14 protein-coding genes are annotated in these 15,517 nt (G+C 55.0%); 2 read left to right on the top strand and 12 right to left on the bottom strand.

Going from position 1 to position 15,517, the window contains the following annotated elements:
• Positions 1–2 precede the first annotated feature (2 nt).
• The 6 genes from B9L21_RS03100 to B9L21_RS03075 form a co-directional block, all read right to left on the bottom strand.
• Complete coding sequence (locus B9L21_RS03100) at positions 3–2,201, bottom strand: RelA/SpoT family protein (protein ID WP_063165166.1); 2,199 nt, start codon at positions 2,199–2,201, stop codon at positions 3–5.
• A 140-nt stretch (positions 2,202–2,341) separates the two neighbouring features.
• Positions 2,342–2,854, bottom strand: a complete 513-nt coding sequence (locus tag B9L21_RS03095; protein WP_063165165.1) for an adenine phosphoribosyltransferase — start codon at positions 2,852–2,854, stop codon at positions 2,342–2,344.
• Positions 2,854–5,211 carry a single-stranded-DNA-specific exonuclease RecJ gene (gene recJ, locus B9L21_RS03090; RefSeq protein WP_063167296.1) on the bottom strand — a complete coding sequence of 786 codons (2,358 nt, stop codon included), beginning with the start codon at positions 5,209–5,211 and terminating at the stop codon, positions 2,854–2,856. Before recJ ends, B9L21_RS03095 begins: the two co-directional genes overlap by 1 nt.
• A gap of 57 nt (positions 5,212–5,268) precedes the next feature.
• Positions 5,269–6,171, bottom strand: coding sequence for a cation diffusion facilitator family transporter (locus B9L21_RS03085; RefSeq protein ID WP_172796420.1), 903 nt, complete (start codon positions 6,169–6,171; stop codon positions 5,269–5,271).
• Positions 6,172–6,315: 144 nt separating this feature from the next.
• Entirely contained in the window at positions 6,316–8,568 is a 2,253-nt protein-coding gene (gene secDF, locus B9L21_RS03080; RefSeq protein WP_063165163.1) for a protein translocase subunit SecDF, read from the bottom strand.
• A 110-nt stretch (positions 8,569–8,678) separates the two neighbouring features.
• Complete coding sequence (locus B9L21_RS03075; RefSeq protein ID WP_063165162.1) at positions 8,679–8,969, bottom strand: post-transcriptional regulator; 291 nt, start codon at positions 8,967–8,969, stop codon at positions 8,679–8,681.
• A gap of 108 nt (positions 8,970–9,077) precedes the next feature.
• On the opposite strand from B9L21_RS03075, the gene spoVB reads away from it, so the two are divergent.
• On the top strand, positions 9,078–10,640 hold the full coding sequence (gene spoVB, locus B9L21_RS03070) for a stage V sporulation protein B (RefSeq protein ID WP_063165161.1): 1,563 nt from the start codon (positions 9,078–9,080) through the stop codon (positions 10,638–10,640).
• Positions 10,641–10,706: 66 nt separating this feature from the next.
• Complete coding sequence (locus tag B9L21_RS03065; RefSeq protein WP_063165160.1) at positions 10,707–11,090, top strand: TIGR04086 family membrane protein; 384 nt, start codon at positions 10,707–10,709, stop codon at positions 11,088–11,090.
• 88 nt (positions 11,091–11,178) lie between these two features.
• Here B9L21_RS03065 and yajC read toward each other — a convergent pair whose 3' ends face one another.
• From yajC to ruvA, 6 genes are read right to left on the bottom strand one after another with little or no spacing between them, the layout of a single operon-like run.
• Complete coding sequence (gene yajC, locus B9L21_RS03060; RefSeq protein WP_063165159.1) at positions 11,179–11,451, bottom strand: preprotein translocase subunit YajC; 273 nt, start codon at positions 11,449–11,451, stop codon at positions 11,179–11,181.
• A gap of 23 nt (positions 11,452–11,474) precedes the next feature.
• Positions 11,475–12,617 carry a tRNA guanosine(34) transglycosylase Tgt gene (gene tgt / locus B9L21_RS03055; RefSeq protein WP_063165158.1) on the bottom strand — a complete coding sequence of 381 codons (1,143 nt, stop codon included), beginning with the start codon at positions 12,615–12,617 and terminating at the stop codon, positions 11,475–11,477.
• A gap of 17 nt (positions 12,618–12,634) precedes the next feature.
• Positions 12,635–13,663, bottom strand: coding sequence for a tRNA preQ1(34) S-adenosylmethionine ribosyltransferase-isomerase QueA (gene queA / locus B9L21_RS03050; RefSeq protein ID WP_063165157.1), 1,029 nt, complete (start codon positions 13,661–13,663; stop codon positions 12,635–12,637).
• 15 nt (positions 13,664–13,678) lie between these two features.
• Entirely contained in the window at positions 13,679–13,885 is a 207-nt protein-coding gene (locus tag B9L21_RS03045; protein WP_082816519.1) for a DUF2905 domain-containing protein, read from the bottom strand.
• Positions 13,882–14,883 (bottom strand): Holliday junction branch migration DNA helicase RuvB, encoded by a 1,002-nt coding sequence (gene ruvB, locus B9L21_RS03040; RefSeq protein ID WP_063165156.1) that lies wholly within the window; start codon positions 14,881–14,883, stop codon positions 13,882–13,884. Before ruvB ends, B9L21_RS03045 begins: the two co-directional genes overlap by 4 nt.
• Before the next feature lie 30 nt (positions 14,884–14,913).
• Positions 14,914–15,498: a Holliday junction branch migration protein RuvA gene (gene ruvA / locus B9L21_RS03035; RefSeq protein ID WP_063165155.1), complete on the bottom strand. Its 585-nt coding sequence runs from the start codon at positions 15,496–15,498 to the stop codon at positions 14,914–14,916.
• Between the last annotated feature and the right edge of the window lie 19 nt (positions 15,499–15,517).

Genomic DNA, 15,517 nt, shown 5'->3' with positions numbered 1-15,517 from the left:
CCCTAGTTGTTCATCAGGCGCTGAACCGAATAAATGTCCGGAATTTGTTTAATTCGCTCCACTACCTTTTGCAAATGGCTGATGTTATGAATGGCGATCGTCATATGGATCGTCGCGATTTTATGCCGGTGATCCGAGCGACCCGAGACGGCGGAAATGTCGGTGCGCGTCTCGTTCACCGCCTGCAGCACTTCATTGAGCAAGCCGCGGCGGTCAAAGCCGGTAATTTCAATGTCGACGTTATACTCGCGTTCGCCGTTCGTGCCGCTTTCCCATTCAACCGGAATCAACCGGTCAGCCGCCTCTCCCGCCTGCACGTTCGGACAGTCGGCGCGATGGACGGAAATGCCGCGCCCGCGGGTGATAAAGCCGATAATTTCATCGCCCGGCACCGGGTTACAGCAGCGCGACAGGCGAATGAGCAAGTTGTCGATCCCTTGGACGCGAATGCCGCAGTCGCGCTTTTTGCCGGCCGGCAGCTTCGCTTCTGAGACCGCTTCGGCCAGCTTGCGCTGCTGCTCTTCGAGGTCGCGCTGTTTGCGCCATTTTTCCGTCAGCCGGTGGGCGATTTGCATCGCCGTAATCCCGTGATAGCCGACGGCCGCGTACATATCGTCTTCGTTCGAGAAATTGAACTTTTCCGCAACGCGTTTTACATTGTCGGCCGTCATCACTTCTTTCGGCTCGAAACCGAGGCCGCGCACCTCTTTTTCAACCATCTCTTTCCCTTTTTCGATGTTTTCCTCGCGCTGCTGTTTTTTGAAAAACTGGCGGATTTTGTTGCGGGCCTGCGACGTTTTCGCCAATTTCAGCCAATCCTGGCTCGGTCCGTACGAATGTTTCGACGTTAAAATTTCGACGATGTCGCCCGTTTGCAGCTTATAATCAAGCGGCACCATTTTGCCGTTCACTTTCGCACCGATCGTTTTATTGCCGATTTCCGAATGGATGCGGTAGGCGAAATCGATCGGCACCGAGCCGGCCGGCAGCTCGATGACGTCGCCCTTTGGCGTGAAGACGAACACCATGTCGGAAAACAAATCCATCTTCAGCGACTCCATAAACTCCTCGGCGTTGCTGGCGTCGTTTTGCCATTCTAAAATTTCCCGGAACCACGACAGCTTTTCTTCAAACGAGTTCGGCTTCACTGTCTTTCCTTCTTTGTACGCCCAATGGGCAGCGATCCCAAACTCGGCGATCTGGTGCATCTCAAACGTGCGGATTTGCACTTCGAGCGGCTCACCTTTTGGACCAATGACCGTCGTATGGAGCGACTGGTACATGTTCGGCTTCGGCATGGCGATGTAATCTTTGAATCGGCCTGGCATCGGCTTCCAGCACGTATGGATAATGCCGAGCACCGCATAGCAGTCTTTGATGCTGTTGACGATAATGCGGACGGCGAGCAAATCGTAAATCTCGTTAAACTGTTTGTTTTGCATGACCATTTTCCGGTAAATGCTGTAAATGTGTTTCGGACGTCCGGAAATTTCGCACGGAATGTGCACTTCATTGAGCCGTTCACGCACTTCCTGGATGACCTCTTCCAAATATTGCTCGCGTTCGGCCCGCTTTTTCTTCATCAAGTTGACGATGCGGTAATATTGTTGCGGATTCAAATAACGAAGTGCCGTATCCTCAAGCTCCCATTTAATTTTCGAAATGCCGAGCCGATGAGCGAGCGGGGCGAAAATTTCGAGCGTCTCATTGGCGATGCGCCGCTGCTTTTCCGCCGGCAAATGTTTTAACGTCCGCATGTTATGCAAGCGGTCGGCCAACTTAATTAAAATGACGCGAATATCTTGCGCCATGGCCAAAAACATTTTCCGGTGGTTTTCCGCCTGTTGTTCCTCTTGCGACTTATATTTAATTTTGCCAAGCTTCGTCACGCCGTCAACGAGCATCGCCACGTCCGCACCGAACTCGCGCTCAAGATCCTCTTTGGTCGCCTCGGTGTCTTCGATGACATCATGCAAAAACCCGGCGGCGATCGTCGTCGCATCCATTTTCAAGTCAGCCAAAATGCCGGCGACTTGAATCGGATGGATGATATATGGTTCGCCCGACTTCCGAAATTGATCGCGGTGGGCGTGTTTCGCAAATTCATACGCCTTTTTTAAAAAAGCGACATCTTGTTCCGACAAATAACAGCCCGCCTGTTCAAACACTTGCTCCGCTGTCAGCACTTGTTCATTGGCCATATAGTTGGATCACCTTTAATTCCATAAAATAAAATTCACGCGCCAAGGCGTAAACATCGATGACGTTAATAAGAAAGAGCACTCGTGCGAGTGCCCCTTTTTTCTCTATTGTAGCGGAAGAAGCGAACAATGTCGACTATTTAAAACTGCATAAGCGCCAAAATATCATACCCCTCCAATTTTTTGCGCCCGCCAAGCTCGGTCAGTTCGATTAAAAACGCCAAGCCGGCCACCACTCCGCCCAATTGCTCGACCAAATCGATCGTCGCCCGCATCGTGCCGCCCGTTGCTAACAAATCGTCGGTAATTAAGACGCGCTGCCCCGGTTTAATGGCATCTTTGTGCATCGTCAGCACATCCGTCCCATATTCCAATCCGTATTCAACGCGAACGACTTCGCGCGGCAATTTCCCTTCTTTGCGCACCGGGGCAAAACCGACGCCAAGCGCATAGGCAACCGGACAGCCGATGATGAAGCCGCGCGCTTCCGGTCCGACAACGATGTCAATTTGCTTTTCGCGCGCATATTGAACAATTTGGTCGGTCGCGTATTTGTACGCTTTTCCGTTATCCATCAGCGTCGTAATGTCTTTAAACATGATCCCCGGTTTCGGAAAATCAGGCACAATCGTAATATATTGTTTCAAATCCATTATACGTTTGCCTCCTCGTACGTTTGCGAACGTGTCATTTCTGTTAAACAGCGTTTCAACTGCTCGTAAGTGGAATATAATAACTGATGTTCCACCTCAAGTTCATCCCGTCGGCGTCGGTATGTCGGCGACTCATGCAAATCGCGCTTCGCCGGTGTACGGACGAGTGAGATGACGCCGTTTTGTTCGCGAATAAACTCAAGCTCTAAAAACACTTTCGCCATGAAATGAACCGTCTCTTCCGTCCAGCCGCGGGCGCGCGCCAATTGCCCGCCCCGCTCGGTGAGCGGAAACGAACGGTATTTATGCAAAAAAGCATAAAACCATTTAAAATGGTCGCGCGTCGGAAACGTCCGGAAAAACTGCGCTTCCGGCTGTGCGAACACCGCGTAAATGCGCTCCGGCTGCCCGTTGCCGAGCAGGGCGGCGAGCCGGCCAAGCTTTGGCGGCAAGTCAAGCAGCACGACATAGCGGCCGTCAATCACTAAGGCGCCCGCCTCTTCATCACTTGGCACATAATGAAGTTCGTCGCGAAACGCCGCCAAATCCAAGCGATTTTCGGTTTCGCGGCGAAACAAGACAAGCAGCCGCTTCTCTTTCGGCAGCCGTTCAAGAAGCGGGCGGACGTCGCGGCAGCCGCGGGCATCAAACAGCTGGCAGCCGCTCACCGCTACATCGCACAACGCCAGCTGCGGCTTCGCCAGCCCGTTCCATTCGTTCACCGTAAGTTCTCCGACGGCCGACACACGCGCCCCTGGAGCGATTTCCTCGCAGAACGGTCCGAGGCCGAAGCCAATGGCATCAACCGTTGCGCCGTCTTGGGAAAAGACGGCTTTCATATGGGCGCCGTTCGCCCCGACGCGCCGCATCGTTTCAACCGCCGCCTCCTCGATGAGCAGAAGCGGCCGCGGATTGCCGACGCCAAACGGGGCGAGCCGCTCAAAGCTTCGTGCGGCCGACAGCGTCAGTTCGGCAACAGAGCAGGCAGCATCGATGAACGTCGGCGGCGTAAAATCGTCGTCTGACAACGTCCTAGCGGCGATATCATTCAACCGCTCCCGCAATTCCTCCACATCATCCAGCGCTAAGGTCATTCCCGCCGCCATCGGATGGCCGCCAAAATGCGGCAAAATGTCACGACATTGGGACAGACTGGAAAAAAGGTCAAAGCTATGGATGCTGCGAGCCGAGCCTTTGGCGATCCCTTTTTCCCGATCGGCCGAAAGCACGACTGCCGGACGGTAAAACTGCTCAACAAGCTTCGAGGCGACGATGCCGACAACCCCCGGATTCCATCCTTCACCGGCGACAACAAGAACGCGATGCTCCTCAGGCGGAAACTGGCGCCGCACCATCTCCGCCGCTTCTTCCGCCATTTGCGCCACAAGCTGCTGGCGTTCACGGTTTAGCTCGTCCATCTCTTGGGCCAATCGGGCCGCTTCGTCCTCATCATCTGTCATTAGCAGCGCCACAGCCGGATCGGCACCGCCGAGGCGGCCGGCCGCATTCAGCCGCGGCGCGATGGCAAAACCGACCGTCTGCTCGTTGACTGTCGCCGCATCAATGCGGCATTGCCGCCAAAGGGCACGCAACCCGGCGCGATCCGTTTTGCGCAGCGCCTCAAGCCCTTGCGCGGCAAGGAGGCGGTTTTCTCCAACGAGCGGCACTAAGTCGGCGATCGTCCCGATCGCTACCAAATCAAGCAGATGGCGCGGCACCCGCCCAAGCAATGCGTGGGCCACCTTAAATGCGACGCCGACGCCGGCTAAATCGCGAAACGGATATGTACTTCCCGGCTTTTTTGGATGAATGATCGCGTACGCCTCCGGTAATACCGGACCGGGTTCATGGTGGTCGGTCACAATGACATCAAGCCCCCACTCGTTAGCGGCGGCGATTTCATTGACCGCGGCAATCCCGTTGTCGACGGTCACAATCACGGAAACGCCCCGCTCTTTTGCGGCGCGAAATGCCGTCAGATTCGGACCGTATCCTTCCGTAAAGCGGTTGGGAATGTAGAACTCAACCGACGCCCCCGCCTCTTTCAGAGCGCTCACCATCACCGACGTACTGCAGACGCCATCGGCATCATAGTCGCCATAGACAAGCACAAGTTCGCCGGCGTCGATGGCCCGCTCTAAACGCTGGATCGCCCGCTCCATCCCGTCGAGCAAAAACGGGTCGTGAAACGGCTGTCCGAGCGGATCGAGAAACGCGGCCGCTTCCGCCGCCGTCCGCACGCCGCGGCGAACAAGAAGCCTTGCCATCAACGGCGCGATGCCGGCTTCCTCGGCCAGCCGCTTCACCGTCTGTTCGTCAGGGCGATTGACTTCCCAACGCGTTTTCGCTTTTAACATGTCCCCCACCTCAACTCTCCTTATTATACAAAAAGGAGAAAAGGGCAGGCAACGACATTACGTCTTTTTTTCCGGATCATACGGATTGATATGGACCATCACGTTGCGGACGCGCGGAAGCGTCAGCAGCTTTTCCTTCACTTTTTTGCCGATCCGGTGCCCTTCTTCGACCGTCAGCAGCGGATCAACAGCGATCTTCAAATCGACGATCACGTAATGACCGTGCTCGCGCGCGTATAGCTCGTTAATTTGCCGCACATCCGGAACCGACAGCACCGCCTCCCGCAAATAGTCGGGTTCCTCTTCATGGAGCACGTGGTCGATCGCCGTATGGATCGACTTCCGGCCAAGCTCCCACGCCATTTTTAAAACAAGGATGGCGACAACCAGCCCAGCGAGCGGGTCGGCATACACGAGCCAGCCGATTTCCCACTTTCCGCCAAGAATGGCAGCACCAACGCCGATGAGTGCAGCGAGCGAGGAAAAGACGTCAGAGCGATGTTCGTAGGCGTTGACGATCAAAGCATCGCTATTCAGCTTTTGCCCGAGCCGGTATTTATAGCGAAACATCGCTTCTTTGACAACGATCGATGCCAACAGGACATAAACAGCCGCCATCCCCGGCGGCGACAGCGGGGCGAAAAACGACATAAGCGCCGATCGTCCGATCTCGAGCCCGACAAGAAACAAAAGGACCGCCACAATAATAGCAGCGATCGATTCCGCTTTTCCGTGCCCGTACGGATGGTCTTCATCCGGAGGGCGCGCCGCGGCCCGCAGCCCGACCCAAACGGCGAACGACCCGGCGACATCGGACGCCGAATGGGCGGCATCAGCGATCAGCGCTTGGCTTTGGCTCCACACCCCAACGACCGCCTTGACGGCGGCAAGCGCCATGTTGCCGACAATGCCGACAAGCGCCGCTGTTTTCGCCTGCCTGAATCGCTGTTCGTTTTCCATGGCCAGCTTCCCCCACTTTCATGTCTAGCAGCGTCGCAGCTGCCTATGTTTCATCTGGCCATTAGTGTATCCATTTTCCGTTGTAAGCATCGTCAGCAAAGAAAAAGCACCGGAAAAAAGCGTTCGCTTTTCCCGGTGCGGCCATTATAGATGAGGTTCGGCTTCCGGGGCAGCTTTTTTCGCCCCTTTGCCTTTTTTGAGTGCATTTCCTTTCCAAACGACCCACAGCTGTGCAGCGATGAAGAGCGAAGAATAGACGCCGCACACAAGGCCGACGAGCAAGGCGAGGTTGAAGTTGCGAATCGCCTCGCTGCCAAACAAAAGCAAGGCAACTACCGTAAACAAAACCGTCAATACGGTGTTGATCGAGCGCGTGAACGTTTGTTGCAACGCCCGGTTGACGATATGTTTCAGATCGTCGACCGTTTTCACTTTCCGCTTCTTCATGAGATCGCGAATACGGTCAAACGTAACAATCGTGTCATTGATCGAGTAACCGATGATCGTCAACACGGCGGCGATAAACGTCAAATCGACCTCAAGCCGCGTCAAGCTGAACACGGTAATGATGAAAAACGCATCGTGCAATAAAGCGATGATGGCAGCCAACGCCATCCGCCATTCAAAGCGGATCGTCACATAAAGAATAATTCCAATCGACGAAATGAGCACGGCGATGAGCGCGTTGCGGGCAAGCTGCTTGCCGACGATGGGCGAGACAGTGCTCACGTTTGGCTCAAATCCGTACATCTGTTTCAACTCGCCTTTTAACTTGGCAATTTCCTGTTTATCGAGCACACCGATTAAACGGACAACCCCTGTCTTTCCATCCGTGCCGGATAAAACAACCTCCTCCGGTTCGTGGCCAAGCCGTTTAAAATAGCTGCTCAGTTCATCGGCATCGATTGGACGGCTGCTCGTTACTTCAACGCGCGTCCCGCTCGTGAAATCGATGCCGAGGTTGAGCCCCATGACAAAAAGTGAAATGACCCCGGCAATCGTCAACGCACCGGAGAAAAGGAAACACTTTTTGCTATGCTTAACAAAATCCCAGCGGTCAAACTTTGTCGGCACTTCCGTCTCGTCGGTCGTTTCGGCGATGTTTAAGATTTCCGATTTTTTCACGCCAAAATACTCCGGTTTCTTATCAAGCCAGCGGCTTGAGACAAGCAGCCCGAGCAGCAGGCGCGTGCCGTAGACAGCGGTGACAAAGCTGGCGACAATGCTGATGATGAGCATCGTCGCAAACCCTTTGACTGAGCTTGTCCCGTAAATGAACAAGACAGCGCCGGCGATGATCGTCGTAATGTTGGCATCAAAAATCGTCGCAAACGAACCGCGGTTGCCAGCGCGAAACGCCGACAGCACCGATTTGCCAAGCTTCAGCTCTTCCTTGATCCGCTCATACGTAATAATGTTGGCGTCGACCGCCATCCCAACCCCTAAAATAAGGGCGGCGATGCCCGGCAGCGTCAAAACGCCGTTCATCCAGTCAAACAAGAGCAAAATCAAATAAATGTACATCGATAGCGTAATGACGGCAATCACGCCGGGCAGCCGGTAAAACCAAATCATAAACAAGAAGATGGCAGCGATTCCGATGATGCCGGCCAACACCGTTTTTTGCAAGGCGTTTTTCCCGAATTGGGCGCCGACGGACGTCGAGTAAATTTCATGCAGCTCAACCGGAAGCGCGCCGGCGTTGAGCAAGTCGGCGAGCTGCTGCGCTTCTTTCACCGTAAAGTTGCCGACAATCGACACGTCCGTCTGGTTGAATACTTGGTTGACTGAGGCGGCGGAAATAAATTTCGGATCCGCCTTGCCTGCTTCTTTCCGGTACGAGTCAACCCCTTCTTCAAAGTCAAGCCAAATGACTAAAATGTTGTTTGGCGGCCCCATCTTGTACACTTTTTCCGTCACTTGGCGAAACTTATCGGCGTCTTTCAGCTTAATCGCGACGCTCGGCCGGCCGTTTTCATCAAACGACAGCTTCGCCCCGCCTTGGACGAGGTCGCTCCCGTCCATGAGCACGTTGTCATTCACGTCGCGAAACGTCAGCTTGGCTTGAGTCGCCAAAATTTCGCGCGCCTCATTCTGGTCTTTCACCCCGGCGAGCTGAACGCGGATGCGGTTTTCGCCTTCGATGTCAACGCGCGGCTCGCTGACGCCGAGGACGTTAATCCGCTTGTTTAAGGCGCTGACCGTGCTTTGGAGCGTTTCCTGGTCAATGCGGTCGCCTTTTTTCGCCGGCTTCACCTCATACAGCACTTCAAACCCGCCTTGCAAATCAAGGCCTAGCTTGATATTATGTACGATCCCTTGAATCGTCGGTCCGATCACTCCGGCAAATAGGAGCAGGAGCAGAAAAAACGCGACGATGCGGCTTCGTTTTACCATTCGTTTTAAAATCCTCCTTCGATTCGTCTTGGCGCCCGGCAGCGCCATCGTTGCACACATCAGCTTCGACTTTCATTATGGGCCAGCCGATCATGGGTGTCAATTTTTTGCTATAACAATTCGTTGAGAACGCGTTCCAAATCATCGTCGCCAGCTGCCCGCTGCCGTTCGTATGAACGCCTCGTCAAAAACGCCATGTATTCCCCGGGCGAAAGCGACAAAATGTCGCTGACAAGCTCGTACAGTTTTTTTTCCGCCAGCGCGTTTTTCCACTTTCGGGCGCACAAATATTCCCATAGCCCGTCGATCGTCACTTGCGTGTAGCCGAGCAGGCGGAACTCGTCATATTTGCATTCAAGCGCCGGCATGAGCTGTTTGCGCAGCTGCCTCTCCCGTTCCATTCTCTCACCCTCCCGCACCATGCCAGCTATGATCCTTGTCATGCTTGGCCATATGTCTCGCATATATTGTATAAAAGATTAAGGCATTTGAGAAGGCAGGGAAAGAAAATGTCCAAATTTTTGCAAGGGACGATCATTTTAATCGCCGCCGGTTTTATTACAAAAATTCTCGGCTTCATCAACCGCATCGTCGTCGCTCGGATGATCGGCGACGAGGGGGTCGGTCTGTACATGATGGCCGTGCCGACGCTCGTGTTAGCGATTACGGCGACCCAAATCGGCCTGCCTGTCGCCATTTCCAAGCTTGTCGCTGAAGCGGAAGCGGCCGGCGACCGGCAACGGGTAAAAAAAATTCTTGTCGTGTCGCTCACGACGACCGGAGTGCTGAGTCTCGTATTCCTGCCGGCGCTCATTGTTGCAGCGCCGTGGCTTTCGCGGACGATGTTCACCGACCCGCGCACGTACTACCCGTTAATGGCCATCGCCCCGGTCGTGCCAATCGTGGCGATTTCTTCGGTGTTGCGCGGCTATTTTCAAGGACGCCAGCAAATGAAGCCGTACGCCTACTCGCTTTTGATTGAACAAATCGTCCGCATCAGCCTGATCGCTCTATGCACAAGGCCGCTCCTGCCGTACGGCGTCGAATACGCCGCCGCCGGCGCCATGGCATCTTCCGTCCTTGGCGAACTGGCCGCCTTACTGTACTTGTTGTTTTTATTTAAGTTCAAAAAGTCCATCCGCCTGCGGACGAACTTTTTCCGCTATGTACATGCCGGCAAAGAGACGTTCGGCCGCCTCATGCGGATCGCCCTGCCGACGACCGGCGGCCGCTTGATCGGCTCGCTTTCTTGGTTTTTCGAGCCGATCGTCGTCGCCAACAGCTTAGCTCTGGCTGGCGTGGCCGCCTCCGCCGCCACGAAGCAGTACGGCCAGCTTGTCGGCTACGCGCTGCCGCTGCTCACTTTGCCGTCATTCATTACGTACGCGCTCTCGACAGCGCTTGTGCCGGCCATTAGCGAGGCGATGGCGCAAAACAAGCCGCTGTTGGTCGAATACCGGATCACCCAGGCGATGCGCCTGGCGCTTGTCACCGGCGGTCTTTCCGCCGTCGTCCTTTACATTTTTGCCGAACCGCTCATGCGGTGGATGTATGGAACGAGCGAAGCGGCCATCTTTATTCAAGTGATGGCGCCGTTTTTCTTATTTTATTATTTCCAAGGTCCGCTCCAAGCGGTGTTGCAAGGGCTCGACTTGGCAAATGCAGCCATGACGAACAGCTTGATCGGGGCGGCGGTCAAACTCGCGTGCATCTTCGTCCTTGCCTCGCGGCCGAGCTTAGGCATTATGGGAGCGGCGCTCGCGACGTCCATCGGCACAGTGCTTGTGACGCTTCTCCACTTTGCCACCGTCGCCAAGGCCGTCTCCTTTTCGATCAACGCGCGCGAATATGCGAAAGCGCTCGTTGCCATCGCCGCCGCCGGTGCGGCCGGCTATGCGCTTTTCCGCTATCCGCCCGCGGCCATGCCTTCGTCATTATGGACGCTGTTCGCTATAGCGGCAACGATTGCTTTATATGTGGCTTCCCTGTTGTTTTTTCAGCTTATCAAGCGCGAAGAACTCGTCTATCTACCGGGACTTCATTGGCTCGCTCGGAAGAACGGACGAAAATAAACTTCTAAACATGTCCGGCAACGAATATATATAGCGGTAAAACGGTTGTGATCAGGGGGGAATACAGTGTCACGGCTTGGCAACGCACTCGTATATGGAGTCGCCACCATTTTCGTGTTGGCGGCGCTTGTTAGCTTCGTTTTTTCGTTGCTTCTTAAGTGGACGGACATTCATGAATCATCGCTGACATGGGTGATTTTTGCTGTCTCGGTCATCTCGATGTTCATCGGCGGCATCGTTGCCGGCGGGAAAAGCCAAGAGAAAGGATGGCTTGCCGGCGGACTGACCAGCCTCTTGTTTACAGCGCTCATCTTTTTGTTTCAATTTCTTGGCATCGAAAAGCCGTTTACAGCGGAACAATGGCTGTACCATCTTGTCTTTTTTGTCGCCGCCGCCCTTGGCGGCATCGTCGGGGTCAATTTGTCGCCGGCGCGCCGCGAGCGGGCATAAGCGGGCGCCCCAATGCAAAAGCGGCTGTTTCTGGGCGAAACAGCCGCTTTTGTCGCCAGCACCATCGGCTGACGGCTTTTCATTCAGGTTATGCTTTAGTTTCCGACACGACTTCACGCACCGCGGAACGGTCGTATGTAAGCCGTGTGCCGTCACCCGCGCGGATGATGATTTTATCTTCATCGACCGAGTCGATGATGCCATGCAAACCGCCAATCGTGATGATTTTGTCGCCTTTTTTCAAATTCGCCTGCATTTGCTGGACGGCACGCTGCCGCTTTTGCTGCGGACGAATGAGCAAAAAGTAGAAAATGACGAAAAACAGCACGATCGGCAACAAATTCGCAATCGCCGCGTTCATTCAATCCCCCTCCTTTCCGATGGCTAAAAGTTTTTCGCATTCGGCTTGTTAAAGCCGTAGCGTTCGAAAAATTCCTCACGAAAATCGGCGAGCCGATCTTCACGAATCGCTTGTCTCACCTGCTCCATTAATTTTATCAAAAAATAGACGTTATGGTAAGACGTGAGCCGGATGCCAAATGTTTCATCACACTTGATGAGATGGCGGAGATAGGCGCGCGTATAGTTCCGGCACGTGTAGCAGTCGCAGTGCGGATCAAGCGGCGTGAAGTCGCGGGCATACTGCGCGTTTTTAATGACGACCCGCCCTTCACTCGTCATGACCGTCCCGTTGCGGCCGATGCGCGTCGGCAAGACGCAGTCAAACATATCGATGCCGCGGATCGCTCCGTCAATGAGCGAATCGGGCGAACCGACGCCCATTAAATAGCGGGGCTTGTCCGCCGGCAAAAGCGGCGTCGTAAACTCAAGCACCCGATTCATCACCTCTTTCGGCTCGCCGACCGACAATCCGCCGACCGCATAGCCGGGAAAATCGAGCGACACTAAATCGCGGGCGCTTTGCCGGCGCAAGTCCTCATATTCACCGCCTTGGACGATGCCAAACAACCCCTGCTCGTTCGGGCGCCGATGCGCCTTTAGGCAGCGCTCCGCCCAGCGGCTCGTCCGCTCGACCGACTGTTTCATATAGTCATGCGTCGCCGGATACGGCGGGCATTCGTCAAACGCCATGATGATGTCAGCGCCGAGCGCATTTTGAATTTCGGTCGCTTTTTCCGGCGATAAAAACAGCTTGTCGCCGTTTAAATGGTTGCGGAAATGGACGCCCTCTTCTTCGATGCGGCGAAATTCACTCAAACTAAACACTTGGAATCCGCCGGAGTCCGTCAAAATGCCGCGGTCCCAGTTCATAAAGGCGTGGAGGCCGCCCGCCTCGGCAACGATGTCATGGCCCGGACGCAGCCAAAGATGGTACGTATTGCTTAAAATGACACCTGCCCCCATGTCCTTCAACTCTTCCGGCGACAGCGTTTTGACCGTCGCCAGCGTCCCGACCGGCATAAACATCGGCGTTTCAAACGAGCCGTGCGGCGTGTGAAGAATGCCGAGGCGCGCCCCTGTCTGCCGGCACGTTTTGATCAGTTCAAAGCGAATCGGTGTCGTCAACGTGCTGTTCTCCTTTCTTACATGATGAGCATCGCATCGCCGAAGCTGAAAAAGCGGTACCGCTCTTTGACCGCCACTTCATACGCGTGCAAAATATGTTCACGCCCAGCCAGCGCGCTCACAAGCATAATAAGCGTCGATTTCGGCAAATGAAAGTTCGTCACGAGCCCGTCAATGCCTTTAAACTCATAGCCCGGGTAAATGAAAATGTCGGTCCAGCCACTCTCGGCGACAAACCGGCCGTTATGTTTGCCGGCGATCGTCTCAAGCGTCCTCGTCGACGTCGTGCCGACAGCGATAATTCGGCCGCCGTCCGCACGCACGCGGTTCAAGATCGCCGCCGTTTCCTCGCTCATTTGGTAAAACTCGGCGTGCATATCATGTTTCTCGACGTCATCCACTTGCACCGGCCGGAACGTGCCAAGCCCGACATGAAGCGTAATAAAGGCGATATGCACCCCTCTTTCGCGAATGGCGTCAAGCAGCTCCTCGGTGAAATGAAGGCCGGCTGTCGGCGCCGCGGCCGAGCCGATTTCGCGGGCGTACACCGTCTGATACCGCTCCGGGTTGTCGAGCCTTTCTTTAATATACGGCGGAAGCGGCATTTCGCCGAGCTCGGCCAATACTTCATAAAACAACCCTTCGTACGAAAACTCGAGCACCCGGCCGCCGTGTTCCAGCGTATCAAGGCAGACAGCCTGAAGCTTTCCATCGCCGAAGACGAGCTTCGTTCCCGGTTTGACCCGTTTGCCCGGCTTGACGAGCGTCTCCCAACGATCGCCGTCAAGCGGCTTGAGCAGCAACACTTCCACCGTCCCGCCCGTTTCCGCTTTTTCCCCGTAAAGGCGCGCCGGCATGACGCGGGTGTCGTTTAAGACGAGACAATCGCCTGGATGTAAATACGAAATAATGTTGCGAAATGTTTCATGACGGATGGCGCCCGTCCGTTTATCGAGCACCATCAGCCGCGACGCCGCCCGGTCCGGGAGCGGCGTTTGCGCAATGAGCTCTTCTGGCAAATAAAAATCAAACAAGTCCACTCTCATAAAGCTTTCCTCCCTTTAGCGAAACCGCCCGAGCACATAAAAAATCAACGATAATACGACACTTAACAAGATCGATGTGATGATCGGGAAATAAAAAGTCATATTCCCCTTGCGGATGACGATATCCCCCGGCAAGCGGCCGAGTTTGATAAACTGCATAACAAACCCGACAATGATCAGCACGGCGCCAATTGTCATGATCAACTTCGGCAAGCTGTTCACCGCTTTGGAACCTCCATTCCTAAATGAGCATACGCCGACGGCGTGGCGACACGCCCGCGCGGCGTCCGTTGCAATAGGCCGATTTGCAGCAAATACGGCTCATACACTTCCTCGATCGTTTGCGCTTCTTCCCCAATCACCGCCGCCATCGTTTCAAGCCCGACCGGACCGCCGGCAAATTTTTCGATGATGGCCAAAAGCAGCTTATGGTCAATATGATCAAGTCCGAGCCGGTCGACTTGCAGCCGTTCAAGCGCCTCGACGGCGAGCGGCAGCGTGATTTCCCCGTCCCCGCGCACTTGGGCAAAATCGCGGACGCGGCGGAGCAGCCGGTTGGCAATGCGCGGCGTGCCCCGCGCCCGGCGCGCCAGTTCGAGCGCCGCCTCGCTGCTGATTATCATATGCAAAATGGCCGCTGCCCGCTCAATAATTTGCGCCAGCTCGTCCACTTGATAATATTCAAGCCGGCTGATGACGCCAAACCGGTCGCGCAGCGGGGCGGACAGCGCCCCGGCTCTTGTTGTCGCCCCGACAAGGGTAAACGGCGGCAAATCAAGGCGAAGCGAACGCGCTTCCGGCCCTTTGCCAATCATAATGTCCAAACAGTAATCTTCCATCGCCGGGTACAGCACTTCTTCAACCGTCCGCGGCAACCGGTGGATTTCATCAATAAACAGCACGTCCCCCGGCTCAAGCGAGGTCAAAAGCGCCGCTAGATCACCGGGCCGCTCAAGCGCCGGCCCGGACGTCGCCCGCATCTTGACGCCCATTTCGTTGGCAATAATGGCGGCGAGCGTCGTTTTCCCAAGCCCCGGCGGCCCGTACAGCAAGACATGGTCAAGCGTCTCTTCACGCAGCTTGGCCGCTTCAATAAACACTTGCAAGTTTTCTTTGACTTTATCTTGCCCGATATATTCATGCAAATATTGCGGGCGCAAGTTTGGTTCGAACGCCGCTTCGCCGCCTAAAGCTGCACCGGATACAAGCCGTTCGTCCACCGTCGTCCCTCCCTTTTAGCCAGCTGCCATTTATTTCAGCAACAGCGCCAGCGCCCGCTTGACGTATTGTTCCGTCGTCATTGCTTCCTCGCGGAGCACTGGAACAATTTTCTCAATTTCCCGTTCCGCATAGCCGAGCGCCTTGAGCGCAGCCACCGCCTCGGCGAGCTCCCTGGAAAGCGGGGTGGCCGGGCGCGGAGCCGCCGGCATCGAAAACATCGCGAGCTTTCCTTTTAAATCTAAAATCATTTGCCGGGCTGTCTTTTTTCCAACGCCCGGAAACTTGCATAAAAACGCCTCATTTTCTTCCTCAATCGCCCGCGCCAGCTCATCCGGCCGCCCGGCTGCCAAAATGGCGAGCCCTCCCTTCGGTCCGATGCCGGACACTTGGAGCAGCTTGGCAAACAAGTTCCGCTCTTGGCGCGTCAAAAATCCGTATAAGGCGTGCACATCTTCACGTACGTATTCGTATGTATATACCGTCACCGCCGCCCCGTGGCTCCCCTCAAAGGCAAACGGATTGGGAGTAAAAATTTCGTAGCCGATGCCGTTATGGTCAATGACAATATACTCCGGGCAGACGTAGTCGACATACCCGCGGATAAACTCGATCAAAGCAATGCTCCTCCCCTTT

Source organism: Geobacillus uzenensis, assembly GCF_002217665.1.
GTDB classification, from domain to species: Bacteria; Bacillota; Bacilli; order Bacillales; family Anoxybacillaceae; genus Geobacillus; species Geobacillus subterraneus.
This window is presented reverse-complemented; position numbering and strand designations above follow the sequence as displayed.